The 25649-nt window shown below is 60.9% G+C and carries 21 protein-coding genes; 7 read left to right on the top strand and 14 right to left on the bottom strand.

Annotation, left to right across the window (positions count from 1 at the left end):
* Positions 1 to 24 precede the first annotated feature (24 nt).
* Genes ACDC66_RS01430 through ACDC66_RS01420 form a run of 3 tightly spaced genes read left to right on the top strand, consistent with a single transcriptional unit; the run spans position 25 to position 3505 of the window.
* Positions 25 to 1134 carry a GNAT family N-acetyltransferase gene (locus ACDC66_RS01430; RefSeq protein ID WP_376694887.1) on the top strand — a complete coding sequence of 370 codons (1110 nt, stop codon included), beginning with the start codon at positions 25 to 27 and terminating at the stop codon, positions 1132 to 1134.
* Positions 1131 to 2306, top strand: a complete 1176-nt coding sequence (locus ACDC66_RS01425; RefSeq protein ID WP_376694886.1) for a DegT/DnrJ/EryC1/StrS family aminotransferase — start codon at positions 1131 to 1133, stop codon at positions 2304 to 2306. The genes ACDC66_RS01430 and ACDC66_RS01425 overlap by 4 nt, the downstream gene beginning before the upstream one ends.
* 2 nt (positions 2307 to 2308) lie before the next feature.
* The gene (locus ACDC66_RS01420; RefSeq protein ID WP_376694885.1) at positions 2309 to 3505 is read left to right on the top strand and encodes a GNAT family N-acetyltransferase; all 1197 of its coding nucleotides are present in this window, start codon (positions 2309 to 2311) and stop codon (positions 3503 to 3505) included.
* Between the two features lie 14 nt (positions 3506 to 3519).
* Here the strand turns inward: ACDC66_RS01420 and ACDC66_RS01415 are convergent, their stop codons facing one another.
* The 6 genes from ACDC66_RS01415 to ACDC66_RS01390 all read right to left on the bottom strand — a co-directional run bounded on the left by ACDC66_RS01415 (position 3520) and on the right by ACDC66_RS01390 (position 11200).
* Positions 3520 to 5151: a choice-of-anchor Q domain-containing protein gene (locus tag ACDC66_RS01415; RefSeq protein ID WP_376694884.1), complete on the bottom strand. Its 1632-nt coding sequence runs from the start codon at positions 5149 to 5151 to the stop codon at positions 3520 to 3522.
* A 401-nt stretch (positions 5152 to 5552) separates the two neighbouring features.
* Positions 5553 to 6503 (bottom strand): polysaccharide deacetylase family protein, encoded by a 951-nt coding sequence (locus ACDC66_RS01410; protein WP_376694883.1) that lies wholly within the window; start codon positions 6501 to 6503, stop codon positions 5553 to 5555.
* A gap of 161 nt (positions 6504 to 6664) precedes the next feature.
* Positions 6665 to 7627 carry a glycosyltransferase family 2 protein gene (locus tag ACDC66_RS01405; RefSeq protein ID WP_376694882.1) on the bottom strand — a complete coding sequence of 321 codons (963 nt, stop codon included), beginning with the start codon at positions 7625 to 7627 and terminating at the stop codon, positions 6665 to 6667.
* Positions 7624 to 8691: a UDP-glucose 4-epimerase GalE gene (galE, locus tag ACDC66_RS01400; protein ID WP_376694881.1), complete on the bottom strand. Its 1068-nt coding sequence runs from the start codon at positions 8689 to 8691 to the stop codon at positions 7624 to 7626. The genes ACDC66_RS01405 and galE overlap by 4 nt, the downstream gene beginning before the upstream one ends.
* The gene (locus ACDC66_RS01395) at positions 8691 to 9662 is read right to left on the bottom strand and encodes a glycosyltransferase family 2 protein (protein ID WP_376694880.1); all 972 of its coding nucleotides are present in this window, start codon (positions 9660 to 9662) and stop codon (positions 8691 to 8693) included. Before ACDC66_RS01395 ends, galE begins: the two co-directional genes overlap by 1 nt.
* A complete protein-coding gene (locus tag ACDC66_RS01390; protein WP_376695140.1) occupies positions 9659 to 11200 on the bottom strand; it encodes a TIGR03013 family XrtA/PEP-CTERM system glycosyltransferase in 1542 nt (513 codons plus the stop codon). The genes ACDC66_RS01395 and ACDC66_RS01390 overlap by 4 nt, the downstream gene beginning before the upstream one ends.
* 325 nt (positions 11201 to 11525) lie before the next feature.
* On the opposite strand from ACDC66_RS01390, the gene ACDC66_RS01385 reads away from it, so the two are divergent.
* Genes ACDC66_RS01385 through ACDC66_RS01375 form a run of 3 tightly spaced genes read left to right on the top strand, consistent with a single transcriptional unit; the run spans position 11526 to position 16182 of the window.
* Positions 11526 to 12233, top strand: a complete 708-nt coding sequence (locus ACDC66_RS01385) for a Crp/Fnr family transcriptional regulator (RefSeq protein WP_376694879.1) — start codon at positions 11526 to 11528, stop codon at positions 12231 to 12233.
* On the top strand, positions 12230 to 14515 hold the full coding sequence (locus ACDC66_RS01380; RefSeq protein WP_376694878.1) for a S8 family serine peptidase: 2286 nt from the start codon (positions 12230 to 12232) through the stop codon (positions 14513 to 14515). The genes ACDC66_RS01385 and ACDC66_RS01380 overlap by 4 nt, the downstream gene beginning before the upstream one ends.
* On the top strand, positions 14512 to 16182 hold the full coding sequence (locus ACDC66_RS01375; RefSeq protein ID WP_376694877.1) for a right-handed parallel beta-helix repeat-containing protein: 1671 nt from the start codon (positions 14512 to 14514) through the stop codon (positions 16180 to 16182). Before ACDC66_RS01380 ends, ACDC66_RS01375 begins: the two co-directional genes overlap by 4 nt.
* A 9-nt stretch (positions 16183 to 16191) precedes the next feature.
* Here the strand turns inward: ACDC66_RS01375 and ACDC66_RS01370 are convergent, their stop codons facing one another.
* The 7 genes from ACDC66_RS01370 to ACDC66_RS01340 form a co-directional block, all read right to left on the bottom strand.
* Entirely contained in the window at positions 16192 to 16845 is a 654-nt protein-coding gene (locus ACDC66_RS01370; RefSeq protein ID WP_376694876.1) for a type III secretion system effector protein, read from the bottom strand.
* A 195-nt stretch (positions 16846 to 17040) separates the two neighbouring features.
* On the bottom strand, positions 17041 to 19572 hold the full coding sequence (locus tag ACDC66_RS01365) for a chemotaxis protein CheB (protein WP_376694875.1): 2532 nt from the start codon (positions 19570 to 19572) through the stop codon (positions 17041 to 17043).
* A 23-nt stretch (positions 19573 to 19595) separates the two neighbouring features.
* The gene (locus ACDC66_RS01360) at positions 19596 to 20192 is read right to left on the bottom strand and encodes a PAS domain-containing protein (protein WP_376694874.1); all 597 of its coding nucleotides are present in this window, start codon (positions 20190 to 20192) and stop codon (positions 19596 to 19598) included.
* 100 nt (positions 20193 to 20292) lie between these two features.
* Positions 20293 to 21744 carry a M48 family metalloprotease gene (locus ACDC66_RS01355; RefSeq protein WP_376694873.1) on the bottom strand — a complete coding sequence of 484 codons (1452 nt, stop codon included), beginning with the start codon at positions 21742 to 21744 and terminating at the stop codon, positions 20293 to 20295.
* A gap of 27 nt (positions 21745 to 21771) precedes the next feature.
* Positions 21772 to 22914, bottom strand: a complete 1143-nt coding sequence (locus ACDC66_RS01350; RefSeq protein WP_376694872.1) for an acyl-CoA desaturase — start codon at positions 22912 to 22914, stop codon at positions 21772 to 21774.
* Positions 22915 to 23013: 99 nt separating this feature from the next.
* On the bottom strand, positions 23014 to 23406 hold the full coding sequence (locus tag ACDC66_RS01345) for a PRC-barrel domain-containing protein (RefSeq protein WP_376694871.1): 393 nt from the start codon (positions 23404 to 23406) through the stop codon (positions 23014 to 23016).
* A 38-nt stretch (positions 23407 to 23444) separates the two neighbouring features.
* Positions 23445 to 24944 (bottom strand): diguanylate cyclase domain-containing protein, encoded by a 1500-nt coding sequence (locus tag ACDC66_RS01340; RefSeq protein WP_376694870.1) that lies wholly within the window; start codon positions 24942 to 24944, stop codon positions 23445 to 23447.
* A 203-nt stretch (positions 24945 to 25147) separates the two neighbouring features.
* Here ACDC66_RS01340 and ACDC66_RS01335 point away from each other — a divergent pair, with 203 nt between their 5' ends.
* Positions 25148 to 25306 (top strand): DUF3309 family protein, encoded by a 159-nt coding sequence (locus ACDC66_RS01335; protein ID WP_376694869.1) that lies wholly within the window; start codon positions 25148 to 25150, stop codon positions 25304 to 25306.
* Positions 25307 to 25397: 91 nt separating this feature from the next.
* Here ACDC66_RS01335 and ACDC66_RS01330 read toward each other — a convergent pair whose 3' ends face one another.
* Positions 25398 to 25598: a dodecin family protein gene (locus ACDC66_RS01330; protein ID WP_376694868.1), complete on the bottom strand. Its 201-nt coding sequence runs from the start codon at positions 25596 to 25598 to the stop codon at positions 25398 to 25400.
* Between the last annotated feature and the right edge of the window lie 51 nt (positions 25599 to 25649).

The raw sequence follows: 25649 nt of genomic DNA, 5'->3' as shown, positions 1-25649 counted from the left end.
GGTGCGCTGGCGAACACAGTGCTGATGATGCCGCAGCGGCAGCCGTCGCCGTACTCACAAGTGGAGGTCATTACATCGCCTGCCACGTTCTCTGACCTGAGGTCCGAGTGGAATGCGCTGGTCAGTCGCACGGATGATCAGGTCTTCTATCGCCATGAATTCATCGAGACCTGGCTGCATCACTTTGCCACCGGCAAGTGGCGCATCCTTCTGCTGCGCGACACTTCCGGCCGGCTGGTTGCGGCCCTGCCCTTGATACATGGCTGGGCACGTCTGCACGGGCTGCCGCTGCGGCAGTTGCGCGGTGCGGCCAACCCCCATTCGGGCCGATTCGACCTGATTGCCGATGAGCCGGAACCCGCCAGCGCCGCCTTGTTCGATTACCTGGCCGGCCAGCGTGACTGGGATGTGATGATCCTGACCGAATTGCCGAGTCAGGGTCGTGTGAGCGCAATGGAGCAGGTCGCCGGCGATCTCGGTTTGCCGGTCGGACGCTGGTGTGCGATGCAATCGCCCTGCCTCATGCTGCCAGCCACCTGGGCCGAGCTGGAAGGGCAGCTTTCCAGGCACTTCCGGGCCAACCTGCGCCGCCGGCGCCGGGCGCTGGAGAAGCTGGGCGAGGTGCGCGCCGAACGCTGTTCAGACTCGGCCGAACGGGTCGAGGCGGGCATCGAGCTTGAGCTTCGTGGCTGGAAGGGCCGGGCCGGGACCGCCATGGCCCAGGATGTCGAGACCCGCGGCTTCTATGCCGACCTGGCCCGGGTGTTTGGTCCTCAGGGCCGGCTGGCGCTGTGGGCGCTCTACCTGGATGAACGCCTGATCGCCTTTCAGTTCGGCCTGGAGCACCGGAACAGCTATGCGCTGCTCAAGCCGGCTTACGACGAGTCGCTTGCCCGCTACAGCCCCGGCCAGCTGCTGATGGCCGAGGTCCTGCGGGATGCGATTGCCCGACGCCTGACCCGGTTCGAGTTCCTGGGCGAGGACATGCCCTGGAAACGGGACTGGCATCCGGAAACCCATGCCCAGGACTGGCTGTTCGTGTTCCGCAGGTCCGCCGGCGGCCGATTCTTGCACGCACTCAAATTCCGTCTGTTACCACGCCTGCGCAGGATGACAAGGAGCAAACACCGATGATTCACTCTCGCTTGATTCCCGATACCCCGACACTGTATCCGGCCATGCTGCTGGGGCGACGCAAGGCCAACAGCCGGCCACCTTTCTGCGGCGGCGATGTGTGCTGGTACTTTCTCGCCCGCAACGCCATCTTCGAAGCCTGCCACTTGCTTGACCTTGTCGATGGCGAGGTGCTGATGCCGGCCTATCATCACGGCGTCGAAGTCGAGGCTGTCGTGGCGGCCGGAGCACGCCCGGCGTTCTACCGGGTGGATGCCCAGTGGCAGGTTGACCTGAAAGATCTCGAGCAGCGAATCGGACCGCGAACAAAAGCGCTTTACCTGATCCATTACGCCGGTTTTCCCGGCCCAGCAGCGCAGATGCGTCAGCTGGCCAACGACCACGGCCTCGTCCTGATCGAGGATTGCGCGCTATCCCTGCTTTCATGCGATGGCGTGTCCGACCTGGGGCTTCGCGGCGACGTCAGCATCTTCTGCCTGTACAAGACCCTGCCAGTGCCCAATGGCGGCGCGCTCAAGTTCAACCGGCCGCGCCATGGCGAATGCATACCGGTGCGAGCGCCGCCACTGGCCTCGGTCGTCAGCCTGACCCTGTCATCTCTCTTGCTCAACCTGGAAATGCGGGCGGGGCGCACGGGCCGTCTACTCAGGGCCGGCATACGACGAATGGCCCATGGGGTCGTTCGTACGTCCGGCGTCGAACGGATCGCCGTCGGCACCATGCACTTCAATCCCGAGGATTCTGATCTGGGAATATCGCCCCTCTCACGGGCCATTGCCGGACGCCAGTCAACCGATCGCATCGTGGCCACCCGTCGACGCAATTACATGCTGCTGCATGATCGGCTCAAGTCTCTCGCACCACCCTTGTTCGAACGCCTGAATCCCGGTGTATGCCCACTGTTCTACCCGCTGTGGGTCAGTGACAAATCCGCCATTATCGAGTCCCTGAGCAAACGGGGAATACGCGCCGTGGATTTCTGGGGCATACATCATCCGGCCTGCGATCCGGCCGAGTTTCCGGAAGCCATGCGCGCCCGGCGACATATTGTCGAAATCCCCTGCCACCAGGACCTGTCGCCGGCCACCATGAACTGGATCGCCGAACAGGTGGAGCAGGCATTGCTTGGCCGTGAACCCGAACTCGACCCGTCCGTCGTGACCGGAAGCTGAAGATGAGCCCGGGCCTGCTCCTGAAGGTCAGCGTCATCAAAGAGCCGGAGGCATTGACCGAGCTCGAGCCCGAGTGGCGGAAACTGCACGCAGCAAGTAACGCGGATCTGTTCGTGTCCTGGGACTGGCTGATTCCGTGGTGGCAGCACCTCGCCGGAAATCGCGAGCTGTTCGTCATGCTCGCCCGCGATGAAGACGGCGTGATGCGTGGCCTGTTGGCGCTGAGCCTGGAGACGGCACGGGTAGGATTCCGACGAATTTCCCGGCTACGCTTTATCGGCGACGATCAGGTCGGCAGCGACTACCTGGATGCCCTCATCGAGCCCGGCTGGAAGCGGGCGGCAAACCAAGCCTTTGCAGCCGCCCTGGTGACCCGAAAAAGCGACTGGGATCTGCTCGAACTGCGCGATATGGACGAGCGCTCGACCACCGCGCAGGAACTGCTCGATGCGCTGGGCGACGAGTTCGATATGCGCTCGGATGAGGGGCTCCTCTGCCCTGTCCAGGACTTCGATTCCGGACTATCGGCGGCCGACTTCATCAGCCACACAAGCCGGTTCAAGAACTACACCAGACGACGTAAATGGCTGGAGCGCCAGCCCGGTTTCCGCATCGAAATCTGCCGGGATGAGCATACGCTGCAACCGGCCCTCGAGCATTTCTTTCGCCTCCATCGCTTGCGCTGGCACGACGACGGCGGTTCTTCGGGAATCGCCGGAGCCCGGGTAGAAGCCTTTCATCGTGATGCGATGTCTCGGCTGATGGCCTCCGGCAAGCTTCGCCTGTATACCCTTTGGGTGGATGGGCTGGCGGTGGCCAGCGTGTATGCGCTGATCCACGGACAAACTTTCTACTACTACCAGGCCGGCATGGACCCGGCCTGGCGTTCGCGCAGCGTGGGCCTGGTACTGATTGGCGAGACCTTTGCCGATGCCATCGGGTCAGGATTGACCCGCTACGATTTCCTTCGCGGTGAAGAAGCTTACAAGGCCGACTGGGTCAAGGACAGCCGCCGGCTGGTGAGCCGGCGGCTGTTTGAGCGCCGTGGTCGTGGCGCAAGCGCGGTCAACGGCGACGTCCGCCTGTCCCACGGACGAACCCTGGTCAAGAAGTGGATTCGACGTTATGTGGGACAACGCACGGTAGACACTACTGCAGTTCCGCATTCTGTCCATCCTGACTGCCAGAGAACTGAATGAACGCACCGGCAAACCTAGTTAAAGCGGCTACCGAAGATCCGATCGGAGGGCTCCTCGGCATGCTGCCCCGCGGCATATTCGACGGCACCGATATCCGGTCCGTTGCCCGCCGGGCGTGCCAGCCTCCGAAAATCTTCGGAAGGCGCGAGCACCGGGTTGGCCGCATCGATCAGCGGGCTGGTCGACCGCGGGGCGGGGTCGAAGCTGTCCAGCGCCGAGCTGACGATGCCTGGCACGGTGTCACAGCGACTGTCGCCCGGACAGGCGCCGTTACGAACGTTGCTGATGAGATTCCTCGTCCAGGTGATCTGCTCGCTGCTGCCGGAGTAGTAAAGGCAGCTGAGTTTGCTCGGATCAAGCCAGTAGTCCTTGCCGATGATCACGTTATTGACCAGGTTCAGTTGCGAGGCGGTGCTGCCACCGCCACCACTGATCGCGCAGTTGCCCTGGCTGACGATGGTGTTGTTGACCAGGTCGGTCTTCGAATTGTTGCTCAGACCGACATAGACAGTATCGCCGCTGGCACGACAATGGTCACCGTCGAGCATGTTGCCCTCGTCCCTGAAGTAGCTGCAATTGCCGACCACGACCGAATTTTCGATCAAGGCCGAACGCGAGACCTTGATCTGGTTGCCGGCATTCGAATCGACCAGGGTACGCCGAACGGTGACCTGACCCTGATCATTGAGATAGAGCAAGTCGATACCGTCGGAAGTGTTGTGGTGGACAGTACTGTCCTCGAAGATCCAGTGACCTCCGGACTCGCCGACGCCCAGGCCGTCACCGTAACCACCGGCTTTCTGACCCCAGCAACCGAAGATTTCGCCGCCGGGCCAGCGCTCGGCGCAGCCGTTGTAGCCAATCTCCGACTCGAGGAAGCTGATGGCCCCACTGTTGGAGCTGCCCTCTCCTGCTGCGAGATCGCCGTCCCAGCCGATCCAGCCGTTGGCATTGATCTGGGTGCGCTCGATCGTCCAGTCGCTGATGCGGCCGGCATGAATGCCGCGATTGGCCAGGCCATGAATATTGACATCCTTGAGAACGACCTGACTGGAATCGCGGGCAGAAATGCCGGTCGTGGCCCAGTCGCCAAATGGCGCCGATCCCGAAGACTTGCAGGCGGCCACTTCTCCTTCACAGTTGCCGCCGTTGCAATGCGACAGAATACAACTCGAGCGGTCGGTGATTTCCAGGCAGGACAGTTCGACATTGGAACTGCCTTCCAGGTTGACCACCATCCAGGCGCGTTCAGTGCCCCAGAGTTCGGGAGCCTGGGTACAGCCCTTGTCATGTCCGGCACCGAGGATTCGGGTGGGCTGGGAGGGCGAAGGCCCGCTCGGGATCTGGGTCATATAACATTCGTAGGATCCGCTCTCGTAGCAGTTCCCGGTGTTGGGCGCACCGCGGCCCATCATGTAGTCGCCGCTTCCGATATGCAGGGTATCGCCGCCCTTGATACGCGCCGCGGACCCATCCGGTGGCAGGGCCACGAACGGATGGTTCCAGGCGCAGGCCTGGCCGCTGCCGCTGCCTGAGTAGGCGGCGTCGGCCAGCCCGGTGCATTGACTGGCGTTTCCGCCATCGCTGCGGACATACCAGTTCGTGGCTGCAGCCGCAGTCGTGAACAAAAACAAGACAATAAACATGACTGACCCGCGTATTACGCGGGTTTGGACGCTGGATTGACACATCATTAAGCTTGCTCTCGTGGGTTGAAGCGAACCTCATTCGGGTGGGCGACAAACAGCCATCATCCAGGCTGACCATCGACCAACCGATCCTCGAGAGAAAGTATGGTGTTGAACTTGTTAATAATTAACCGCATCCGACGTTGCCGGATCGTTGAATCGTAGCGAGGTCTTTCGTGCTTTCGGGGAAGAAACAGGAGGGGAATCACAATGTTCGGTGAATAACACTGACAAACACCGTAATTTGCTGCCAAATCAGGCAGCTTTCAGCAATCTCCCCGGACCGTCAAAACGGCCCGATATTGGGAAGCAGCAGATAGTCCATAAAGATGTGTCCCCCGACCCCCGAACCCCGAAACCTAGCAGACAAACCGACTAACCGGCCGCCTGGTCATGCAATACAGACCGCTGAGCTTCCACTCGAAACGGGCCATGCAATCCTGGTAGCCGATGCCAATGCGAGGCAGGGCCAGGAGATGATTCTTGTGAAAGTTCTGAAAATGCCCCAGCCGTGTCGTCACAGCGGAGGAAAAGCCGAGTTCGGCAGCCGCGCTGAATTCACGCGTCGATGCCTGCGCCTGCCCACCGAACGGATAAGCCAGATGTTCGATCGGTCGCTGCAGCCACTCCTCCAACAGCTCCTTCGAGCGGATCATCTCATGGCGAAGGCGGATGGGGTTGAGGCTCGTGAGCGCCAGGTGATCATGGGTATGCGCACCGATCGTGATCAGTGGATCAGCCGCCAACTTGATCAGCTGATCATGGTTTAGCAGCTGGATTTTCTGCCGGGGGCGCTTGATTGAACCTTCGCGCAGCAGTTCCATGAAGCTGGCCTGATCGGCCGGGTTCATGCGCTTGAGCATCGGGTTGAGGATGGTGAAAGCACGACGTTTGGAGGCCGCATCGATCGTCGAGAAATGCAGGTGCTGCTTGTGCCAATAGATATGAATTCCATCACCGGAGCCGATCAAGTCCTCCAGCTCATACCACCAGGGCAAGTCGGTCTGACCGATCAGGCCGGTGGCTACATAGATGGTTGCCGGCACGCCGTGCCTGCGAAGGATCGGCAGCGCCAGGGTGAGATTGTCCAAATAACCGTCATCAAACGTCACGATCAGACTGCGCGCCGGAAGGTTTCCGGAGGCCAGTTTCTCGACAGCGTCCGGCAGTGAAAGGCAATTGAAGTGTCGTGCGACGAAAGCCATCTGTTCATCAAAGGCGCTGACTGTAACGCTCAAGTCACCATTGGGGGCAAAGCTCCGATCCGTTTCCTCCGCATCGGTCGGATCCGGACAAACGCGGTGATACATCAGACAAGTGGCCAGACCGGTCCATGGGCGCATGGCGCGAATCAGTCGAGAACGCGCCAGGGCGCCGCGCCAGCGACTTCCGAAAGCGTTGGGGTGAAGGGGGTTCGAACTGGGCTGAAGCTCCTGCAGCGGTGGGCGGGCGGCTAGTTTCGGGCGCGTAATCATCGCAGGATGGCCCGCCCGGAACGAGCCACTGCCTCGGGCAGGTAGCTGCGCAGCAGGCTGCGCGTGGCAGGCACCGACCAGCGCCGCCCGAGTGAGCGTCTGAGCATGCGGCGGGCCTGGCTGACCCGGCCTTCATCAAGGAGCCGATAGCCGAAGCCATACAAGTAGCTGGCAAGGTGAGTATTGATCCGCTCCCGATGTCGACGAGCAAAGGCCGGATGCCGGATCAGGAAGCGCTCGATCGTGGCCAGGTCCACGCTGGCGTCCAGGTCGAAGTCCTGCCGACTCAGGCTGTCCGGCCGCACCGTGCGCTCCAGCAGAAAGCGGGGGACACAGCCGACCTGGAACGCGCTGACGATACGCAAGAACAACTCGTTGTCTTCACCAACTTTCAGGGATTCGTCAAACCCACCCACCGCGTCCAGCACGCTCCTGGGAACCATCACGGCAGAAGTGATCAGGAAGAAATCGCAAAGGAATTCCAGCAGAATATCGCCCTGATCCAGGCGCGACTGACGCGGCCAATCGGGCAAGGCCACCCCATCCTGATCGACAAACCCGAATCCGCAATGAATCAGGCCTACGGCCGGATTGGTCCGGTAGACCTCGACCTGGGCCGCGATCTTGTCGGGCAGCCACCGGTCGTCGGCATCCAGAAAGGCGATCAGTTCGCCCGAGCTGGCCGCAATGGCCAGATTGCGCGCCGCCGACACGCCCTGGTTGGGCTGACTGAAGACCTGCATTCCGGGTGTTTTTGCTTCGAGCGCCCGGGCGAGCGTCAGCGTGTCGTCGGTTGATCCATCGTCGACGACAATCGTCTCGATCCGAACGGCCGGATAGCTTTGCGCAGCCACTGAAGCCAGCGCCCGCGGCAGGAACCGGGCCGCATTGAAAGCGGGAATGATCACGCTGACCAGCGGCAGCGAGCCATCTTCCTGGCTTGTACTTTCTGCGCTCACTGATGGTGACCTGGCCTCGCGGCCTGACTGCGTCCGCCCGATACGACAAGGGTGGGTACAGCGGGCATAATCGCCGACCTTGCCAGGCGCTGTCGCTCCCAGTCCAGTGCCGATGCCAGGATCAGGCTCAGGTTGTCATGCGACGGTCGCCAACCCAGCCGCTCCCGAATCAGGTCACTGTTGGCCACGAGACTGGCCGTGTCGCCGGCCCGTCGGCCCGATTCGCGGACCTTGAGCGCGCGGCCGTGAACCCGGCGAAGCGTGGCGATGACCTCGCGCACACTGAATCCATGACCATAGCCGCAGTTTGCGGTAAGCGAGGCATTGCCTGCGCGCAGATAGTCCAGGGCATTCAGGTGGGCGGTGGCCAGGTCTTCGACATGAATGTAGTCACGAACGCATGTGCCATCCGGCGTCGGATAGTCGGTTCCGAAGATTTCCAGGTCGGGTCGCAAGCCCACGGCATGTTGGCAGGCGACCTTGATCAGATGAGTCGCCTCCGGCGAATCCTGGCCGATCCGGCCCAGGTCATCGCAGCCGGCCACGTTGAAGTAACGCAGAATGACATGACGCATGGGCGAGACCGCCGACAGGTCGCCAAGAATCCACTCGGTCATGAGCTTCGAGCGGCCATAAGGGTTCGCCGGTTTGGTCGGGCTCGATTCCTTCGCCTGGGCACCGGCCAGGTCGTCGTAAACCGCGGCCGTCGACGAAAAGATGAATTGTTTCACACCGGCCCGATTGCACTCGGCCATCAGCGTGCAGGCCTTCGAGGTATTGCAGTCATAATATTCGAGCGGCTTTTCGACCGATTCCGGCACCACGATACGTCCGGCAAAGTGGAGCACGGCCTCGATATGGTATTCGCGAAACAGGGCGCGCAGCAGGCGCTGGTTGCCGATATCCCCCACCACCAGGCGTCCGTGCAGCACGGCCTCGGAACGCCCTGTACTGAGGTTATCCAGCACCACGATACGTTCGCCGCGCGCTCCGAGTTGCGCGACGACATGGGAACCGATATAGCCGGCACCGCCGGTCACGAGAAGGGTTGGTTTGCGCTTCATCAGGTTCGTCCTCCTCGAAGGCTGTGGGGAAAGGATCTGGGTAACAGCAAAAGACAAGGCGCCAGCAAGGACCGAACGAATCGGCGCTGGATCAACTGTTCGCGGGGATACTGGCGCAAGGCACACCATTGCTGCGCGATTGCCTGGAGCAAGCGGCCTTCTCCGGAAAGGCAAAGCCCCAGGTCACTGTCGATCATCGCCTCCATTCGCGACACCAGTCGCGCACCACGCTCCGACTCGGCCAGTTTGGCCACCAGCATCTGGCGGGCCAGCGCCATGCGTTCATTGTCGGCACTCATGCTGCCCGAATGGAGTCGATAGCGAGCGGTGATCTGGTTCAGGTAACGAATTCGAAAGCGCGCGGCAATGCGCAGCCACAGGTCACGATCTTCGCAGCCCAGTCCGGTGAAAATGAGATCGAATCCACCCACCGTATCCAGGGCCAGGCGAGAGAATACGGCGGTAGGACAACACACGTGTTCATGACGTAAGGCCAGGGCTTCAAAGGCGTCCATACCCTTGTGCCAGGTCCTGACCGGCACGTCGATCAAGGCACCGTCGGAATCGACGCGATGGACATTCGAGTGAACCAGGCCCAGGTCGGGATCGAGTTCAAACGCCTGCATGGCCGCCATGAGGTGATTCGGAAGCCAGGCATCATCGGCGTCCAGCAGGGCCAGGTAGGCGCCGCGAGCGGCAGTCAAGGCCCGGTTGCGGGCGGCCGGCAGGCCGGCGTTGGCCTGATCGATGATTCTTATCCTGTCGTCCTTGCGGGCCTTGGCACGCGCAATGGCCAGGCTGTCATCGGTCGACCCGTCGTTGACGACGATGACTTCAAGAGAACGAAACGACTGAGCCAGTGCGCTGTCGAGCGCTTCTCCCAGCCAGGCAGCCCCATTGAATACGGGGGTGATTACCGAGACCAGCGGTGAGGTTTCCCTCGAGATGGAATTTTCTGGTGGCGCACTCATCGGCTACCGCGCCGGAACAGCACGACCTCGATGGTCTGGAGCAGAATCTGCAGGTCGAACAGCAGGCTCTGATTCTTGATGTAGTACAAGTCGTAGCGCAGTTTTTCGATCGCATCTTCGACCGACGCCCCGTACGGGTAGCGCAACTGGGCCCACCCAGTCAGGCCGGGAGTGATGCTGTGACGCAATCCATAATAGGGAATAACATGTTTCAGCTCGGCCACGATCTCAGGCCGCTCGGGTCGCGGCCCGACCATGCTCATACTGCCGCTGAACACATTGTAGAGTTGCGGCAGTTCATCCAGTCGGAGCTTTCGGATAATGGACCCGACACGGGTGACTCGATCATCACCGGCTTGCGCCCAGCGCGCGATACCGTCATTCTCCGCGTCGGTACGCATGCTGCGGAACTTGACCAGGGCAAAGACCTTGTCACCTTCACCAACCCGGTTCTGGAAGTAAAGTACCGAACCCTTGCCGCCAGACTCCAGCCAGATAGCCAATGCCACCAGAGCCATCAAAGGCCACGCAAGCATCAGGATTCCGGCAGCCGCCGCCAGATCGAACACGCGACGGATGAAACGACGCATTACCGTGCCGTTGAAACGTGGTGTAAAGATGAACCATGAAGGCAACAAGCCCTCGAGCATCACCCGGCCCATCTCACGTTCATAAAAACTATCCAGGCGCAAGACATTGATGCCGGCCAGCCGACAGCTCATCAGCTCATCCATGGACAAGCAGTTGCGCATGTCGTCAGAGGCAACGACGATGTCATCAATCTGCTGCTCGAATGCCGTGTCCACCAGCGACCCGTTGACCGTTATCACACGCTCCGGGTCGAGGCCAAACGACCTGGACTGATCTTCGTTTCTGACGGCGGCAAAGCCAACGATGTTGGCCGAATTCAACTGTTCTTCCAGGTGCGCATCGACAAGCAGTTCCGAGGCTCTTTTCCCCGTGCCGAGAAAGAGAGCACGCCTGCGCAGGCGGCCGCCGGTCGCGAGCCTGGAGAACGTCGCGCGGGAGAGGATCAGGAGGATGAACGCATAGAGGAGAGACAATGCGAGCACACCGCGCCCGACCTCCATGCCCGGCGCAAGAAAGTAGAGCACCATCAAGACCAGCGTACCGCCAGCCATTGCGAGCACCAGGCGGGTGAGCGTCCCGATCACTACACCCTTGATCTCGCGGCCATGACGCTGGTACATGCCCAAGGCCATCATGCTGATCCAGACCACACCGGCGAATACACCGCTGTGAAGCGGCAGCAGAGACCGGGCGGCATCCAGCGTGGACGCGTCGGAATAAAAGCGTGTCTGAATCGCCAACCAGGGCGCAAGCAGAAGCAGGATCACCTCAACGACCGCCAGAACACCGAACCAGCGCAGGCTTTGCTGGCGCAACAGCCTGCCGATCTGGCCATGATGGATCTGAAGCCGCGTTGCAAGCCTGGTTGGACGATACGAATGCTCATGCACACGTGGTGCATCGCGTTCGCTTGTCGTCGCTGAAACCGGCTCGAAACTTTTGAACATGCTTTCCACTCCTGCCTCTGATTAACCGTCGGGAGAGTGATAGTCCGGCATCGCGAAGCATTCATCTGTGCGCTTGCGAACCCAGCAAGTAAACAAAATTGGACAGCCGGATATAAGTGTGCTGGCGTACAGAACGAAACTCGTCTCCAGTGGGAAAATTGTCCATTTGTGGGAGGGCAAAATCGGACTGCATGCATCCGATGCAATGTGTTGTGGCGAACAGACGTTCTGTCTCTCAAAAGTGAACATGGGTTAACGCAGGGAAGCTGAAACACCTGACCGCTTCCGGTAGGTGAAGGCTCCATGCCCCTGGAGATTCATACCCTTGTCAACCGCAGTGCCCGACACCAATCTTTTGATCGATCGACTCCCGGCTTCAGCCGCTCGTTCGCTGCTGTCTGCAGGTCATTCGGTCGACCTCGAATTCGATCAAGTGATCGCCGAAGCCGGTGCGCCGGTATCTCGTGTGCTCTTTCCAACGACGGCCATCATCTCTGTCACCACCCAGGTTGACGGTCACAGGCCGTTGGAAATGGGCATGATCGGATATGAGGGCATGCTGGGCGCCACCCTGGCCCTCGGTGTAGAACGCCACCCCATGCAGGCCGTTGTCCAGGGTTCCGGCGTCGCCCTGGAGATTTCGGCCAGCCGATTCCGGCGCGAGCTCGAGCATGGCTCAGCACTGAAGAGCGTTGTCGACGGCTACCTGTTCGTACTCGCCGAACAGCTGTCTCAGACCGCCGCCTGCAATGCCTTTCATGAAGTCGCCGCCCGCCTTTCACGCTGGCTGCTGATGATGGACGATCGTGCCCGGGGCACCCCCCTTGCTCTGACTCACCTGTTCCTGTCCGACATGCTGGGCGTGCGCCGGAGTGCCGTCACCATCGCGGCCGGTCAACTTCAGGAAAAGCAATTGATCCGCTACGCCCGGGGTCTTATCCAGGTACTGTCGCGCCCTGGCCTGGAGTCGGTCGCCTGCGAGTGCTACCCGGCGGCCCTGAACTCCTATCAGCGACAGTTCGCCACCCAATGATTAATCGCTTCCTTCAGATCGGCCTGCTACTGGCCTGGAGCGTTGCCGCCTGCAGCGCCGAACCGACGTGGGTCAGGGTGCTGATTACCGACCCGGACGAAGCCCGATTGAGTTCGGACCTGGCGCTTGCCGACTACGGTGCCTTCGCCTGGGGACAGCTGAGTCCGTCCGAAATGGTCGACATGAAACAACAGGGTCTGATGATCAGCGCGCCGGCCGACCCCTTTACGTTGCAGTTGGGCGGCGAGCGTTTCGACCCGCTCGTGTCGGCGCGAGCCGTCGGCCCATGGACGGACTACCAACCCGACCCGGCCGGCGATTTCTACCTGGTCCAGTTTGGCGGCCCGGTCAGGCCTGAATGGTTGCAGAGCGTCCGCGCAAGCGGTGTCGAGCTGACCCAGCCACTGCACCCGTTCAGTCATGTGGTCTGGGCCAGCCAGGAAGAGATCGCCGCAGTCGGCCAGCGCACGGAGCTACGCTGGCTCGGCCCGATGTTGCCGGCCTGGAAGGTTCAGCCTCAGTGGCGCCAGCTGGGTCCGGACATCAAGGACACCATGCTGTTGACCAGTTCCCAAGCCGAGACGCAGGAAGTCCTTGCGGAGCTGTCTCGCCTGGGTCAAGTCATCAGCAGCGCCCCGTCGGGCGCCACCTTCAATGTCGTCCACATGGCCTTGGCCGGCGACCGCTATCTCGACCTGGCCGCACTGCCCTTCGTCTACACCGTGCAGGCCATTCCACCGAATGCCGCCCCGCGTGGTGAGACGAGCAACCAGTCGGTGGCCGGCGGAATCGACAACACCGGCATTATCTTCAGTGGCTATGCCGACTGGTTGAGCGAAACCGGGTTCGACGGCAGCGGCGTCATTGTGAGTGTTATCGACAGTCCCGTCCTGGCCACCCACTTGGACCTGGCCGATCGCATGCTGCCCTGCCTGGGTGAGAACGCCAGTTGCAACGAACAGCCGCCGGGCGATCACGGCACCCACGTGGCCAGCGCCTTGGCGGGAACGGGCGCCAGCGGAATCACGCTGCACGGCTTCCTGCGTGGTCAGGGTATGGCGCCGGGTGCCGGGCTGGTCAGCCAGATCTGGACTCCCTTCCAGAACAGCGACGGACCGGGTGGGCTGGCCCCGGATGGCATGCTGAATATCTACGAGGACGCCGCGCGCAGCGGTGCCCTGTTGGCCAACAACTCCTGGGGGGCGAGCGACACGCCGCAGGGCTACGACATACCGACCCGCCAGGTCGACCTGATCACCCGTGACGCGGATCCCGACCGGCCCGGCCAGCACCCGATACTGGCGGTCTGGTCGATCATGAACGGGAACGGCGATGGCGATGGTGCCTGCGCCCCCAGTTCACTGGGCGCACCCGATGAAGCGAAGAATCTTCTGGCGGTGGGATCGAACTGGCTGCTGGACGGCTCCGGCGCGCAGGGGACGGATATCTACAGCCTGTCAGAGAATTCAGGCCACGGCCCGGCCTGTGACGGCCGTCGGGTGCCGCACCTGGTCGCACCGGGCTGCAGCACCGACGGCGCCATTACCGATTCGGATTCGGCCCACGCTTTCAACTACTGCGGCACCTCCCACGCTTCACCCATCGTTACCGGGGCGATTGCCGTATGGGCCGAAAAGTTCAGCGCCGAGAAGGGCGCGCCCCCCTCCCCGGCACTGGCCAAGGCGGTCTTTGTCGGAGCCGCTCGCGACCTGGCCGGGAGCCGTAACGCAGACGGTGACCCGATGGGGCACCGCCCGGATCGATTCCAGGGATACGGGCGGCTTGACCTGCAAGCTGTCATGGACTCGGGTTCCCCGCTTTTTACCCATGACCAGGCAACGGTACTGACGGCCAGCGGACAGGCGAGGCGCTTTCGCCTGTCTGCAGCCGATCCAGCTGCACCCATTCGCATCATGCTGGCCTGGACCGACGCGCCGGGCCATGGCCTGGGGGGCAGCACGCCGGCCTGGGTCAACAACCTCGATCTTCTGGTTCAGGCCGATGGCTTGAACTATGTCGGCAACGATGTCGGCACCAATGGCTGGTCGGCGCCCGGGGGGACACCCGACGAGCGCAACAATCTCGAAGCGGTCTACCTGAGCCCGGACCAACACCGGGGTGCGATCACGATCATCGTGTCCGCGGCGGAGATCGCCGGCGACGCACTCACCCCCTGGCAACCCAGCAGCGCGCGGCAGGATTTCGCCCTGGCCTGTTTCAACTGCCGCGCTGAACTCTTTCAGGACCGCTTCGAAGCTAAAACGGGAGACATTCAACCATGACACTTGACTCGCAACAACTTCAACATCGCCTCATCCGCAGGCTCGGCCCGGCTGTGCTGTTCGCCGGCCTGATGCTGGCCGGACCACTCTTGGCGCAGACTTTTACAGTCAATTCAATCGCCGATAACGCGGACGCCGCACTCGACGGACAATGCGCCACCGGCAATCAGATCGACGCGCAGCCCGAATGCACACTGCGTGCGGCATTGCAGGAGGTCAACAATGCGGGGCCAACCCCGTCCGAAATCAACTTTGACATTGCCGGATGTCCGAACGATCTGTGCGTGATCAGTATCGACACCCTCGGCGGACAGAGTCTGCCGCTGATTACCAGCCCCGTGATCCTGGATGCGTCTACCCAGCCGGGCAGCGCAGGCGTTTGTCAATCTGACATCATCAACCGGCCTGCCTATGGCATTGCCCTGGAGGGTAGCGGCACCACCGAAAGTTACGGCCTGCACCTTGCATCAGGCAGTAATGGCAGCGTAATCAGAGGACTGAACATTCGCAATTTCGAGCATGGAATCATGCTGGTCGGCTCGAATGAAAATCGAATCGAATGCAACGCCATCGGTACCGACAGCACCGGCATGCTGCCGGGTCCGGGCAACCTGGTCTCCGGCATTTTTCTAGCGTGCGACAGTGCCGGCAACGTGATCGGTGGCGCCGATCCGCTACTCGCCAACCTGATCGGAGCCAATGGTGTAGACGGCGTGCAGATTTTTGGCGGCTACACCGACTGTGGCGGCGATCTGCCGGAAGACAACATGCCGGTCAACAACGCCGCACTGGGCAACCAGATCGGCATCGCCGCCGACGGCACCAGCCCGCTGGGCAATGAGTTGGCCGGTATCGCCATCTTCGGTGGCCCGGGTGCCGACGATAACCTAATCGGTGTGCTTCAGGATCGAGAAACCGTCTACGGCAACGTTATCGGCTTGAACGGCACTGCTGGACTGTATATCGACAGTGATGGTCTGGACAATGTTGGACAACCGCAGCTCAAGCCGACCGAGAATACGGTGGTACAGGGCAACTATTTCGGTACCGACCGTAACGGAGTGCTCGATCTGGGCAACACACTGGCGGGAATCGACATCATTCGGGGCGCATCAACCTTGATTGGCGGGCCAGACGCGGAGGATGCCAACGTCTTTGCCTTCAATGGCAATGGTGGCATTGACGATGGTGGGATTTACATGGAGCGGCAGATGTCTGACAGAAACCGGATCCAGCGCAATGTGATGTACGCCAACCAGCCTCACGGCATCATCTTCAAGGAGGATCTTGAAGAAGAGCCTGAGGACACCGGCCCGAATAATCTGCAGCCCGGACCGGTGATGAGCAGCACGTTCAAGGAAGAGGGTACCGTCTCGATCACCTATTCCGTGCCCGACCAGGTCGACAACTTCCCCTTGGTCATCGAATTTTTCCTGGCTGATGGCGAACGCGAGCAGGGACGACTGTTCCTCATCGAAGACAGCTACCCGGCTGCCGGCAACACGACGCTGACATTCAGTTCAACACAGATCGAAGCCGGTCAATTCCTGGTGGCCACGGCGACCGACAGCCTCGGCAACACGTCTGAATTTTCTGCCGTCTCCGAGCTGCTGGGAGAAGTGCCGATCGAATTCGACCGAATATTTCAGGATCGATTCGAGCAGTGATGGTCCCTTTCAGTCGCTGATCGGTGCCCGTGGCGGCATGATTTGGGTCTCCAGGGCGGTCTGCGGTTCGAAATTCGAGTGAACCGAATCACAACGACAATAGGGCGAATGCGAAGAGACCGCGGCGCCAAAGGTGCGTGCCACGCCGTCGGCCCAGTGGTCATCGGCCCATTTGGGGTGACCGTAGTAATGGCCGATGGCATGCGCCATCTCGTGCGCGATGACATAGTAATAGCGCCCGTGCAGCCAGGGTTCGGGCCGCTGTCCGGAGTAGATGCGGTCGTGATTGATGCTGATGTAGGGGCCTTCACCTTCCGGGCAGGACCGATACGGACAGGTAATGCCCCAGTGGCGTGATTTCGCGTTGCGCAGTCCTTCGCCATCGCAAAGCTTGCGCCATTGGCCACCCTGCCACCAGGGTGCCAGCCAGGCCTGTGCATGGTCCGGGCTGAAGTGTTCCTGGGTGAACTCCCAGACCGCGTTGGCCGCCGCCCAGCAGCGCTGCAGGGGCAGGTCGTCGGGAAACCGCTCGGCCGCAAGGGTCAGATTCTGTTCGAGGTAAGGACGGGCCGGGTAGTCATAACCGGCATGGGCCACTGACACTGCCCACGCCAGGATGACCAGAAAACCGACAAACCGCCCGCTGGCGGCAGGGTGATTCAACGGCTCCCTAAGACTCTTGATTGCCTTTCTCCCGAGACTCAAAGCAAGTCGGATAGCTGCCGGCATATTCCGCCGTGCCCGCTACTGGCGTCAAGTATTTTCCGTGCTGAATCCACGGAAGTGGGAGGTGGGTCACGGATTCACGGTTAAAACCCGGGTCGAAACCGATGCTTTGCCAGGCCGACGCTCAGGCAGTCAATCCCCAGGGTGGCGAAGGCTCTGTTCCAGTTCCTTTGTCTTGGTTATGTCGACCAGGGTGATCACGACCCCGTCGATCACATCGTCCAGGCGTCGGTACGGCAGGATTCGAACGGCGAACCAGCGCTCGTCCGATGCCTGTATCTGCTTCTCCGACGGCTGCAGGTTACGCAGGGTTTCAGCGGCATCGTGCTGCAAGTCCGGATACTGGAGACTGCTGGTCAGATCGCTCAGGGGACGGCCGATATCAGTTTCGCGCAGGTTGATGATCTCCGCGGCACGATCGGTGTAGCGGCGCACATCGAGGTTGCGATCCAGGAACAGAATTGCGATCTCGATGCTGTTGAGCACGTTCTGCATGTCACTCTCGGCCAGCAGGAGATCATCGACCTTGCTCTGCAGCTCGCTGTTGATGGTTTGCAGTTCCTCGTTCATGGACTGCAGCTCTTCCTTCGAGGTGGTCAGCTCCTCATTGGTCGACTGCAACTCTTCATTGGTCGACTGCAGTTCTTCCTGTGCCGCCTCGGCTTCTTCACGATAAACGCGGGATTCCTCGCGCAGGGCATGGATCTCGTCCAGATGGCGCTGTTCAGCGGCCCGCCTGGTTTGCGCAGCCTTGCCCTTGCCGGAGGCCGGCTCTGCGGCAAGCTCCGGCAGATCACGAAAAACGACGATGGTCAATCCCCGCAGGCTGGCCGGCTCCTGCAGCGCCTGGACGGTCACGTCCACCCGTTGCGAACTGCCGTTGGCGCTGACTTCCAGATCATGCAGGTTGACCTGAGAGCCCTCGGCGGCCGCCTTCTTGATGGCCGTCGCCAGGGGTCGTCTCAACTCCTCGCGGGCCATGGCATGAATATTCCAGTTGGCCTTTCCGGCCGCCGGTTCCAGGTACTTGCCGGTGCGGCCACTGATGTAGACGATATCGGCATCCTGGTTCAGCACGACCGCAGCCGGCGCATACACCTGTAATAACAGCCGGTCGGCTGCCGCCTGCAGGCTCTCGCTCGAATGATTGCGAGTTCGGGGCTTTTTCACGTCGAGCTCCTTGGCTTTTCCCGAAAGCGGCGGATAGGAATCGAGGAGAAAATCAGGCCCCCTGCCCATGGCGCTATCCTGGCGCTGGAAGAGCCGCAGCTTCGGTTGCAGGGGGCGAAACAGGTGGCCGAGCCGGCCGACGGATTCGGAATTCCCGAGTAACAACAGGCCGCCCGGACGCAGACTGTAGTGGAACAAGGGTAGCAGTCTCCGTTGTAGCTGTGGATCGAAATAGATCAGCAGATTGCGGCAGGAAATTACATCGAGTCGGGTAAAGGGCGGATCCAGGATCACGTCATGTTGCGCAAAGAGTATTCGGTCGCGGATCGATTTGTTGATCTGGTAGTAACTCTCATGCCTGCTGAAGAATCGCGCCAGGCGACGTTCGCCAACGCTTGACGCGATGCTGAGTGGATACTCTCCGCGACGCGCCTGCGCAATCGCATCCGGATTGAGATCAGTGGCAAAAATCTGCAGTTGGAACTGGCGTGACTGGCGATCTATGGCTTCGAGCATGGTCATGGCGAGGGAGTAGGCCTCTTCACCGGTCGAGCAACCAACACACCACAGGCGCAGTTCCAGGGACGTCTCCTTCCTGCCCAGGAGTTCCGGTATGGCCACATCGGTCAGGTGTGTCCAGAATCCGGGATCCCGGAAAAAGCCGGTCACGCCGATCAGGACTTCATGGAACAGCAGATCCGCTTCCTGCGGATTGTGGGCCAGCAGATCAGCGTACTCGGAAAGCGCGCTCAAACCATGAATGGCCAGGCGGCGTTCGATCCGGCGAAACAGGGTACTGGTGCGATAGAGCGATAAATCGTGGCCGGTTCGCTGCTGCAACAGCTCGATTATGGCGCGCAGGGCATCCTGTCTCGAGCTCGATCGGCTCGGATCTGAATCGTCATCAGCCGTGGTCCGGACTTGTGAAACAAAATCCAGAATACGTGTCGGCAAGGCCCCGGGCTCGTCCACGATGTCGGCGCAGCCGGAGGCGATTGCGCTTCTGGGCATCGGGTCGAACTGGGCCGATTCCGGAGTCTGCACGACCGTCAGGCCACCAACCGCCCTGACCGCCTGCAGACCGAGGGTTCCGTCCGATCCCATTCCGGACAGGACAACGGCTATGGCATTTTCCCCGCGGGCACTGGCCAGGGAAGAAAAAAGCACATCGATCGGCAGTCGCAAGCCCCTCGGCTCGGTAGGGCTGGCCAGGCGCAAGCGATCCTCGACGACCCGGATCTCCGTGTTCGGCGGGATGACGTAAACACCGTTCGGCTTGATCAGCTCCCCCTGGCGAGCCTCATGCACGGCCAGCGTGGTGACCCGTTGCAGCAACTCCGATAAAAGGGTTTTCTCGTTGGGAGCGAGGTGCTGGACGACGACATAGGCCAGGCCGCTGTCGGCCGGCACATGCGCTAAGAACTGCTCCAGGGCCGCCAGGCCGCCGGCCGACGCGCCAATGCCGACGATACCGGTGACGGCCTGATCAGCCACTGCTCAACAGCCGGGATTTCAGGTCAACCTCCCGGCTGGGCGGGGGCTTCCGGGAATACCAGCACCAGAATGGCGTCCTCGCCCGGGGCAATGCCGGCTACCAGACCAAGCGGGCGGGCATCCAGCGCCCGTACCCGGACAGCCTCCGTAATGCTGTCGCCGGTTCCCGCGTTCTCCAGGATAGCCAGGGCCGCCGGTTTGCTTTCCGGGCTCAGCAGGCTGGTCAGCATATGGTCCTCGAGCTGACCCACGTCCAGTCCGAACAAGCCGCTTGCGGCCCGGTTGCATTGAAGTATGCGGCCATCCCGCCCCAGCGCCAGGTAGCCTGCCGGTGCATGATCATAGAGCGCCTGGAAATGGGCGAGTTGCAGAGCCAGCTCGTGTTCGTTCTCTGCCAATTGGGCATGCTGCAAATCCAGCTCGACCTGGTGAGTCTGCAGTTCATGCAGCAGCTTCTGCGCATCGGCGGAACTTTCCGGGTTGCTTGCCAGGCGGTACAGCAACGACAGCGCCTCGGACTCCACCGCCCATCCTGCCGTGGACGGCGCCGTGCCGGACCGCAGCCGCCCTTCGGCATCGGCACGTAATTGTTCCGGCCCGGTTGGCCTGGTGTCAGTCATGGTTTACCCCAAAAATGCTGGTTCCCAATTCATTCTATCCCAGGGGCATGAATCGTTGGTTAACCAGACTTGCTGAATGGACTGCTGACTCACGAGGCCACTAGGGAGTCCGGACAATACGCTTGACCGGGGTTCCGGCCGGAATGGTCGCATCGGGGCCGGAAAGCTGGTTGATCAGCGCCAGGCGTTCGATGTCGATGACCGACGGAAATTGCTGGTTGAACGAAGACAGCGTCATGGCCCGGGGCGTGCGAACGATGGCGATTCGATCGGGCTGCTTGGCCAGTGCCTTGCGGTCGGTGAGCCTTGCGAAGCTGCCGATGCTTTGGCGAAAGGCTGACTCGTAGTGTTCGAGCCGCTCTGCGCGGGTAAACCCCAATAGCCGGTAGACGTGCTCACCGTGAGCGATGAAGGCCGCCATGCCGCCGATCTGGCCATTGGAAGTCTGGGCCTGGAAGCGGCCGCGTATGGCGCTCAACCCGTTGATCGGCCGTCGATTCATGTCGCCGGACTCCAGACCTTCCTGGCCAAAGAACTGCTCAGCCGCTTCAGACGGAGTGCCGGCAGTCAGCGTCAGCTGTACCACCGCGTCCTTGTCGGGGCTCCCGGCCAGAACCACCTGGGGAAGATTCTGGGGCTGCCAGCCCTCGGGAAAGGTCATCCGGAATGCCAGATCCGGGTGCATGAAGCGATTTTCCTCGAAGTATCCCTGGCGCGGATTCACCCCGAACACCGTGCCGTCGATCTGGCTCACGTACGCATCCTCGCCGATGCGCGTTCCGCTCAGAGGCTGTTCCAGCTTGCCCAACCGGGCCTCGATGCGCTGGATTCGTTCGGCCGGGTCCGGATGGCTGGCAAGCCAGTTGGGCAGGGGGCTGGCGCCGGCGAGCTGACCGGCATGCTGCAGCGATGCGAACACATTGGGCATCTCGCGCACGTCGTATCCGTGATTCAACGCATATCCGAAGCCGAGGTCGTCGGCCTGGCGTTCCGCATCGCGCCCATAACTCAGAAACAGCAGCCCCAGCCCGCTGGCGGCGGCCTGACTGAACTCGGCCAGCTCGGGGCTGAGGATGCTGCCGACGCCCAGTCCGATCTGGGCGACCTGGGCCCGGGTCATCATGGCGACCGAGTGACGTGCAGTGACGTGCCCGATCTCATGGCCCAGAACACTCACCAGTTCGGCCTCGTTGCCCATCAGCCCCATCAGACCGCGAGTAATGAAGATATAGCCGCCGGGAAACGCGAACGCATTGGGCGTTGGATCATCGATCACCGCGAACGACCAGGGCAGGTTCGGACGCTCCGAGTCCACGGCCAGATTCATGCCGAGTCCCTGAACGTAAGTCTGCAGTTCCGTATCGTCCACCAGACCGACGGATTGACGAACGCTCTCGGCACCCTGCGCACCCATGGCGATTTCCTGGTCCTCGCTGACCAGCACGAACTCGCGCTCACCGCTGACCGGATTGACAGCACAGCCCTGCAGCAGCATGAATACGGCCGCCAGGACAGCAAGCACCGGCGTCGTTTGGCTAAATGGAATTTTCATGATGGATTCACCTTTTCCGTAATCGATTCAGGCACCGCCTCGGCTACCGGCATGCCAATCCTGTTGCAGACTAGCCAGGCGACGGGCCTGGGCTTTCAGGCGCTGGTTCAGTTCCCGAACGCGGCTCCTGAAAGCATGTTTGTTCCATCGCTCCCGCAGCGCCGCGGTTCCAGCCTGCAATTGCTCAGCCCGGACAGCCTGCCACTGGCCCACGGTGTCCATGAACTGCTGGTACTCGCGCTCGATGGTCTGGGCCCAGGTCTCCGCGGCATCGCTCGAGGCCAGTTGCCTTTCAAGGTCTCGGAACTGCATTTGCACGCGAGCCCGCCGGACCCTGAACGTCGGAGTGCGCTTGAGGCTGCCGGCCAGGCCAACAAATGAACAAGCCGCGATCAGCCACTTGCCCGGATCGAAGTGCCACCAACGCGTGCCGTTGCGATAGTCGGCCTGGAAGGCGTGGTGGAAATTGTGATAGCCCTCGCCCCACGTCAGTAGCGCCAGCCAGCCATTGTCGCGGGCGGTATTGTCGTCGCTGTAGTGGCTTTTGCCCCAACTGTGAGCCAGCGAGTTGATGAAGAATGTGCAATGTTGACTGAACACCAGCCGGGCGGCGCCGGCCAGCAGAACCATACCGATCACTTCACCAACGAGAAGGCCCAGGGCCAGCGGCACACCCAGGTTCAGCGTCCATGTCAGGGGCCAGTAGTAACGATGCTGCCATTTGAGCAGCGGGTCGCGCTCCAGGTCCCAGACCTGCTCGAAGTCGACGTCGCTGGTCGACCAGTGACGCAACATCCAGCCGATGTGAGCGTGCCAGAAGCTGGTTCGAATCGAGTGCGGATCCCGCTCGACATCGTCGACAAAGCGGTGGTGGACTCGATGCCTCGCACACCAGACCAGCACGGAATTCTGCAAGGCAAACGTGCCGAAGATGACGAAGAACAGCTTGAGCGGCCAGGCCGCCCGATAGCTGCGGTGCGACCAGAGTCGATGATAGCCGGCGGTAATCGATAACCCGCTGAACAACCAGATCAGCGCTGCGGTCAGCCAGACCCAGGCGCTGAAGCCTACAAGAACGCCCCAAACAGGTGCAGCCACCAAAGCGAGCAGGTGGACGGCAGAGAAATAGATTACGTTGGCTGTGGCCAGCGGCGGTTTGCTCGTATGCATGACTTCGGTCTCCGATCCACGTAGTGGATTACAGAGCCATTGAACCATGCAGTTGGCGCCCGACTCTGTTCGATAGCAGACAGAGTCGTTTCTAATGCCCTAAAGCGCCGATCTGGATCCGTCCTTGAGGCGTCGAAAGTGATAGCGAATCTTCCCGGCCCACTGTTCATCGGCCATATCGGGCCAGTTATCCTTGTCGAACCCCGGCGCCGCCTTGAGGCGTTCAATCCCGACATCGAGCAGAAAACACTGGTTTTCGGCATCGAGATCAAGCGCGCTCCACGGGACGGCGAACAATCGATCGCCCATCCCCAGGAAACCACCGAAGCTCATGACCACGTAGCGGATTCTTCCATTATCCATATCAAGAACAAAATCCTTGACGTGGCCGAGCTTCTCCCCATAGCGGTTGCGCACCTCGTCACCGGTCAGTGTTGTCGCCGATAGCAAGAGCGCTTTGGAATCCGTGGCCCCTCGATCGAGTTCATTCATGAAACTCTCCGCTTGAATACTGTCCGCGCTATGCCGGCTTATCGCCTGACAACGTCATGGTTGCCAGCATGCCGGGTCACATTGGCGAGCTCCGGAGACCTTGGCTGCATGCCGACATGGTAGAAGCAGTAGCCTTTCTCAGCATCGAGCTTGGCGTGATACATTGCCGTATCGGCCTGGTGTATCAGCGTATCCATGTCGGCGCCGTCATCAGGATAGAGACTGATGCCGACACTCAATTCCAGGCAGATCGGGCTACCGAGGATTTGCCGGGGCCTGGAGGCAGCCATCTGCATCTTTATGGCAACCCTGCTGGCATCCGCAGGCTCCTTGATTTCACTGAGAAGCACGACAAACTCATCCCCGCCATGGCGACATACGAGGTCAGTGCTTCGTACGCAGGCCGTCAGGTTACGGGCCACGTCCCTGAGCAACCGGTCACCCGCCTTGTGGCCCAGGCTGTCGTTGATCTGCTTGAACTGGTCCAGGTCGATAAACAGGAGTGCAACCCGTTTGTTGTGACGTCGGGCCAGCCTGATTGCTTGATCGAAGTGTTCAGCAAATGCGACCCGATTGGGCAGTCCGGTCAAGGCATCATGGCGCGCCAGGTGCGCCATCCTTGTCGTGTTCTCCCGGGACAGTCTTTGATCACGAAATATCACGACCGCGCCCGTCAGCCGGCCACTCTGGTCAAGAATCGGAGCGGCAGAATCCTCAATAGCCATCTCACTGCCGTCGGGCCGCAACAGCAGGCTGTTTGCCGGCATTTGCACGATTTCCAGACTTTCCATGGCCAGCTCGGCCGGATTACTGATGACCTTGCCGGTGTCTGCATCAACCACCCTGAACACCCTACTCAGCGGCTGGCCCTCTGCTTTTTCCCTGGTCCAGCCCGTCAGATGCTCGGCCACGTTGTTGAGGTAGGTGACCTGGCCCCTGGCGTTCGTGCTGATCACTGCATCACCGATGCATTCCAGCGTCACACGGGCACGTTCGCGCTCCCTGGAAAGGACATCCAGAGTCGCGTTCCTGGCCCGCTCGGCCGCTCTGATCCTGCTGATATCTTCAATGATGTGAATATGGTCGCCCGGTGCGCCTTCAGGTCCTAGACTTGCAATGCTGTGCCTCGTCCAGATTCTTCGGCCGGAACCGGTGACCATGCGCACCTCGAACTTTCCGGGGCTGCTGTCCTTTTCGCCACCCTGCCAACGGGCGTCCACGGCTGCCTGATCACGCGGATCAATGCCCTGTCGCCAGGATGCACCGAGCAACTCGGAGGCCGTGGCTGCGTAGAGCTTCTGGCTGGCCGGATTGCTGTAGGTGATCTCACCGTCCCTGTTGGTGATCAGAATGCCCAGCGGCAGGGCTTCGAGTAATGCAACATTCGTAGCCGAAAAACCGGCACCCGGGTCATTCCATGACGGATTTGCCAAAGCGGCCTCGCAAAGACTGCCACCTTCATTCTCCCAGTCATCCAGGGTTTCGAACGGCCGCCGCGCACGACGTTCCGCCTGATGATTGAGCTTTTGATCTGACATGGCGTGTTTCCTGCAACATGGCTCCTGACTGATCATGCAGCGTAATGCCGCTAACAGGGCATGTTCAGTTCGCTGCCGCACCATAGAGTCACATTGTCAGAAGCTCGAATTGGCCTTCACATGCTTCTATGTTCGTTACCGCACAGAAGGCCTGTTCACACATCGGCACTGTAGGTTCCTCTACTCAGGTTGGAGAAATTCGAATGAGCCTTGGAACCATTTTGCTGGTCCTTCTGGTGCTGGTCCTGATCGGCGTAATCCCCGCCTGGCCACACAGCCGGAGCTGGGGCTATGGACCGAGCGGGATTATCGGGGTCATCCTGGTCATTCTGCTCGTCTTGTTCCTGATGGGCAGGATCTGACGAATTCCGGCTAAACCGATCTGGCGGCAGTGGGGTACGCAAAAGCATGGGCGCTCAAGCGCCCATGCTTTTTTTTAAGAATTTATCCTCTCTATTCGATTACAAAACTGACTCTCATGATCACTCGATAGTTGGTGATATTGCCACTCTCGATCGTCAGCTTCTGTTCGGAAATCCAGGCACCTCTTACGTTCTTTACAGTACGCTCGGCACGCTTGATGCCGGACTCCATCGCATCCTGGAAGCTGGTTTTTGAGTCACTCGAAATTTCGATAATCTTGGCTACGGTCATGGGAAGATCCTTTGTAAAAAGAGCCGGGCGATCGGCATGCGATCGCCCGGT

The sequence above is a fragment of the Wenzhouxiangella psychrophila genome (genome assembly GCF_042310375.1).
Taxonomy (GTDB): domain Bacteria; phylum Pseudomonadota; class Gammaproteobacteria; order Xanthomonadales; family Wenzhouxiangellaceae; genus Wenzhouxiangella.
The sequence above is the reverse complement of the archived record's forward strand: the minus strand, read 5'-3'. Positions and strand labels throughout refer to the sequence as shown.

Excerpts from the sequence above, each read along its gene's own strand:
- ACDC66_RS01420 (WP_376694885.1), top strand. The coding sequence starts at position 2,309 with ATGAGCCCGGGCCTGCTCCTGAAGGTCAGCGTCATCAAAGAGCCGGAG.
- ACDC66_RS01360 (WP_376694874.1), bottom strand. The coding sequence starts at position 20,192 with ATGACTGACACCAGGCCAACCGGGCCGGAACAATTACGTGCCGATGCC.
- ACDC66_RS01375 (WP_376694877.1), top strand. The coding sequence starts at position 14,512 with ATGACACTTGACTCGCAACAACTTCAACATCGCCTCATCCGCAGGCTC.
- ACDC66_RS01350 (WP_376694872.1), bottom strand. The coding sequence starts at position 22,914 with ATGCATACGAGCAAACCGCCGCTGGCCACAGCCAACGTAATCTATTTC.
- galE (WP_376694881.1), bottom strand. The coding sequence starts at position 8,691 with ATGAAGCGCAAACCAACCCTTCTCGTGACCGGCGGTGCCGGCTATATC.
- ACDC66_RS01335 (WP_376694869.1), top strand. The coding sequence starts at position 25,148 with ATGAGCCTTGGAACCATTTTGCTGGTCCTTCTGGTGCTGGTCCTGATC.
- ACDC66_RS01415 (WP_376694884.1), bottom strand. The coding sequence starts at position 5,151 with ATGTTTATTGTCTTGTTTTTGTTCACGACTGCGGCTGCAGCCACGAAC.
- ACDC66_RS01390 (WP_376695140.1), bottom strand. The coding sequence starts at position 11,200 with ATGTTCAAAAGTTTCGAGCCGGTTTCAGCGACGACAAGCGAACGCGAT.
- ACDC66_RS01410 (WP_376694883.1), bottom strand. The coding sequence starts at position 6,503 with ATGTATCACCGCGTTTGTCCGGATCCGACCGATGCGGAGGAAACGGAT.
- ACDC66_RS01395 (WP_376694880.1), bottom strand. The coding sequence starts at position 9,662 with ATGAGTGCGCCACCAGAAAATTCCATCTCGAGGGAAACCTCACCGCTG.
- ACDC66_RS01430 (WP_376694887.1), top strand. The coding sequence starts at position 25 with ATGATGCCGCAGCGGCAGCCGTCGCCGTACTCACAAGTGGAGGTCATT.
- ACDC66_RS01380 (WP_376694878.1), top strand. The coding sequence starts at position 12,230 with ATGATTAATCGCTTCCTTCAGATCGGCCTGCTACTGGCCTGGAGCGTT.
- ACDC66_RS01330 (WP_376694868.1), bottom strand. The coding sequence starts at position 25,598 with ATGACCGTAGCCAAGATTATCGAAATTTCGAGTGACTCAAAAACCAGC.
- ACDC66_RS01355 (WP_376694873.1), bottom strand. The coding sequence starts at position 21,744 with ATGAAAATTCCATTTAGCCAAACGACGCCGGTGCTTGCTGTCCTGGCG.
- ACDC66_RS01345 (WP_376694871.1), bottom strand. The coding sequence starts at position 23,406 with ATGAATGAACTCGATCGAGGGGCCACGGATTCCAAAGCGCTCTTGCTA.
- ACDC66_RS01425 (WP_376694886.1), top strand. The coding sequence starts at position 1,131 with ATGATTCACTCTCGCTTGATTCCCGATACCCCGACACTGTATCCGGCC.
- ACDC66_RS01340 (WP_376694870.1), bottom strand. The coding sequence starts at position 24,944 with ATGTCAGATCAAAAGCTCAATCATCAGGCGGAACGTCGTGCGCGGCGG.